This is a genomic window from Desulfosarcina sp. (genome assembly GCF_033791525.1).
Classification (GTDB): Bacteria; Desulfobacterota; Desulfobacteria; order Desulfobacterales; family Desulfosarcinaceae; genus Desulfosarcina.
Window position 1 is genome coordinate 1 of sequence record NZ_JASJGN010000167.1, and the last position, 3,507, is coordinate 3,507.

Below are 3,507 nucleotides of genomic sequence, written 5' to 3' on the forward strand. Positions count from 1 at the left end.
TATCCGTTCGCCCGGCGACCGGTACGAAAAGTTTTACAACAAGATCAAAGAAGATGAGAACGTCATCCTGATCAAGGGGAAAGTTGCCGAAGTCAGCGAAGATCCGGCCACCAAGAACATCACCGTGGTTGCCGAAAATGCAGTCACCGGGGAAAAGATCCACCAGACGGTGGAGATGGCCGTTTTGGCCACGGGTATGCAACCCACTGCCGCCAACGCCAACCTGCCTGCCGATCTGAAGTTCAACGAAGACGGATTCATCATCAATGACTTTGAAACGGGCGGCATGTTTGGCGCCGGATGCGCCACCAAGCCGGCAGACGTGGTCTCATCCAACCAGAATGCGACCGGCATGGCCCTGAAAGCCATTCAAACCCTGGTGAAAAGGTAGGAGGTAACCCATGGATAAAAAGTATGGTGTATATATCTGCGAAGGTTGTGGCATCGGGGAATCCCTCGATGTGAAGGCCCTGTGCGGGGTTCCGGAAGAAGAGGGCGTGCCAGTCAAAACCCATCCTTTTCTTTGCGGCAAGGACGGGGTCGAAATTCTGAAGAAAGATATTGCCGGCGGCTCCAACACCCTGGTCATTGCGGCCTGCTCCCGCCGGGTAAACTTCGATATCTTCCGCTTCGACGGCTGCATCGTCGACCGGGTCAACCTGCGTGAGGGGGTGGTTTGGTCGCACCCGCGCAGCGCGTTTCCGGCGCTGACCGAGGAAGAGAAGGAAGACGAGGACAAGTTCGACCGCGTCCAGATGATGGCCGAGGACTACATTCGGATGGGCATGATTCGTGTGGAGAAGATCACCTTGCCCGAGCCCTACGAGGTGGAAAACCTGTCCAGGAAGATTCTGGTCCTGGGCGGCGGCATTACCGGTATGTCCGCAGCGATTGATGCAGCCAAGACCGGATACGATGTCACCATCGTCGAGAAAACCACAGCCCTGGGCGGATATGCCGCCAAGGTGAGACAACAGATCCCGGTTCACGCACCCTATGATGCGCTGATTCCCCCGGTGGTGGAGGCCAAGATCGCAGAGGTGGAAGCCCTTGACAACATCACTGTAAAAACCGAGACCGAAGTTGCCCGGATCGCCGGGCAGCCCGGTGAATTCACTGTCACCCTCAAAAAACCCGGAGAGAAGATTCCCTTCGATGTGCCCTTTCCGCTGCCTGACGAGATGAAAGTGGATGAAAACGGCAAGGACTTGGATGTCGAAAAGCAGCACGAAGCCTATCTGGCTTACAACGAAGGGAGAGAAGACATCCTGCAGCTCGACCCGGACGGTGAACTGTTCGGCGCTGTGATCCTGGCCGCCGGCTGGCGACCGGATGACCTTAAGGGCGACGAATACGCCCATCTGGGTTACGGCGATCTGCCCGACGTGATCACCAACCATCACTTCGAAGAGATTGCCAAGGCCGGCAAGATCATACGTCCCTCCGACGGCAAACCCGCCAAGTCAGTGGTTTTCGTCCAGAGCCCGGGCAAGGATGAATCCGACAGCGACTTTGCCTATGCCGGTGCGGTCACCAGCATGGTTTCGCTGAAACAGGCCAAATACGTCCGCGAAGACTATGATGACGGCAAGGCCTTTATTTTTTACCAGCACATGCGCACCCCCGGATTTTCCGAGCTGTTCTACAAGGGGCTGCAGCAGGATCCCGGCATCTTCATGACCAAGGGTGCCGTGATGGGCGTGGCCAAGAACGGCAACGGCATGATCGTGGATGCCGAGAATACCCTGCTGGGCGAAAAGCTCCAAGTCAAAGCGGACCTGGTGGTCCTGGGTGCCGGCATGGTGCCCGTAACCAAGGACGACCCAGTGATCAACCTGGCTTACCGCCAGGGTCCGGGTTTCCGCGATATCGGCCTGTTCAACGGCTATGTGGATTCGAATTTTATCTGCTTTCCCTATGAAACCCAGCGGACCGGCATTTATGCCGCCGGTGCGATCCGTCGTTCAATGACCATGGAAGAGGCCATGGAAGATGCCTCCGGTGCAGCGCTGAAGGCCATCCAGTGCCTGGAGTCGGTCAACCGCGGTGTCAGCGTGCATCCGCGCTCCGGCGACATGACCTTTCCGGACTTCTTCTTCCAGCGCTGCACCCAGTGCAAGCGTTGCACGGAAGAGTGCCCCTTCGGGGCCCTTGACGACGATGAAAAGGGTACGCCCAAGCCTAATCCCACGCGCTGCCGCCGGTGCGGCACCTGTATGGGGGCTTGCCCCGAGCGCATCATCGGCTTTGCCGACTACAATATCGACAGCGTCGGCTCCATGGTCAAGGCCGTGGGTGTGCCGTCCGAAGACGACTACACCGAGCCGCCCTACCGCATCCTGGGCCTGGTCTGTGAAAACGACGCCTACCCGGCATTGGACATGGCCGGTCTTAACCGGATGTCTTACTCGGCGGATGTTCGCCTGATTCCGATCCGTTGCCTGGGTTCCATGAACGTGATCTGGATCAAGGATGCTCTGTCCAAGGGCATGGACGGTGTCTTCCTGCTGGGCTGCAAGCACGGCGACGACTACCAGTGCCACTTTGTCAAAGGCTCCGAGCTGGCCGAGGTCCGCATGAAAAAGATCGGTGAGGCACTGGCCAGCCTGGCTCTGGAAAACGAGCGGGTTGCTCAGTTTGAAGTGGCTATCGACGACTACGACAAGGTTCCGCAGATCATCAACGATTTCGTTGAATCCATCGAGGCGCTCGGACCGAATCCGTTCAAGGGTTTCTAATTGTCATGAACCAATGGCAAGGCGGCTGTGGCCGCCTTGTTTACCTAATTTTTGCCTAGTGAGGAGGTACCCAATGGCAGATTCATATTTGGTCGATCCCGATGTGGGATTTATCAACGAAGTGAGCAGATTGGGCGGTGCCGACGTCAAAAAGTGCTATCAATGCGCCACCTGCGCTGTGGCCTGCCCCATCTCCCCGGATACCAAGCCATTTCCCAGAAAGGAAATGATCGCCACATCCTGGGGGTTGAAGGACCGGTTGATCGGCAACGGCGACGTCTGGCTGTGCCACAACTGCGGCGATTGCTCCACCCTGTGCCCCCGCGGTGCCCAACCCGGCGACGTACTGGCGGCGGTGCGTGCCGCTACGATCATCGAGTATGCAACCCCCTCGGCGTTGGCCAAAATGGTCAGTGATCCCAAGAAGCTGCCCATCCTGCTGGCCATCCCGGCCGTGATTTTTCTCGTTCTTGGCTTTATTTCAAACCTGGTGGGGTTGCACTGGTTGAATTTTTCACCATCTGGCGACACCGTTTGGCAGGGGCATTTCATCAATAACTTCCTGGTGGACATCATCATGATTCCCACCTTTTTCAGTGCCGTCGCTGTCTTTGCCCTGGGCCTGAAACGGTTTTTGGCCGATATCCATAAAAACGCACTAAGAGAAGGCAAGACCGACAAGGAGACCATTGATCCGCGGGGGTTTGTCGAGGCGCTGATCCGGGCCATCCCCGGTATTATCAAGCATAACAAGTTCAATGAGTGCGGG

The 3,507-nt window shown here is 57.1% G+C and carries 2 protein-coding genes and 1 pseudogene; all 3 read left to right on the forward strand.

Annotated features, from left to right (window positions below; genetic code table 11):
- Positions 1 to 391, forward strand: a pseudogene (locus tag QNK41_RS08050) (heterodisulfide reductase subunit A); the annotation flags it as partial.
- A gap of 10 nt (positions 392 to 401) precedes the next feature.
- Entirely contained in the window at positions 402 to 2,738 is a 2,337-nt protein-coding gene (locus tag QNK41_RS08055; RefSeq protein ID WP_319255546.1) for an FAD-dependent oxidoreductase, read from the forward strand.
- A 73-nt stretch (positions 2,739 to 2,811) separates the two neighbouring features.
- Positions 2,812 to 3,507, forward strand: a 696-nt coding sequence (locus QNK41_RS08060; protein WP_319255548.1) for a 4Fe-4S dicluster domain-containing protein, incomplete at its 3' end; no start/stop codon positions are given.

Coding starts and splice junctions, on each gene's coding strand:
- QNK41_RS08055 (WP_319255546.1), top strand. CDS start 402: ATGGATAAAAAGTATGGTGTATATATCTGCGAAGGTTGTGGCATCGGG.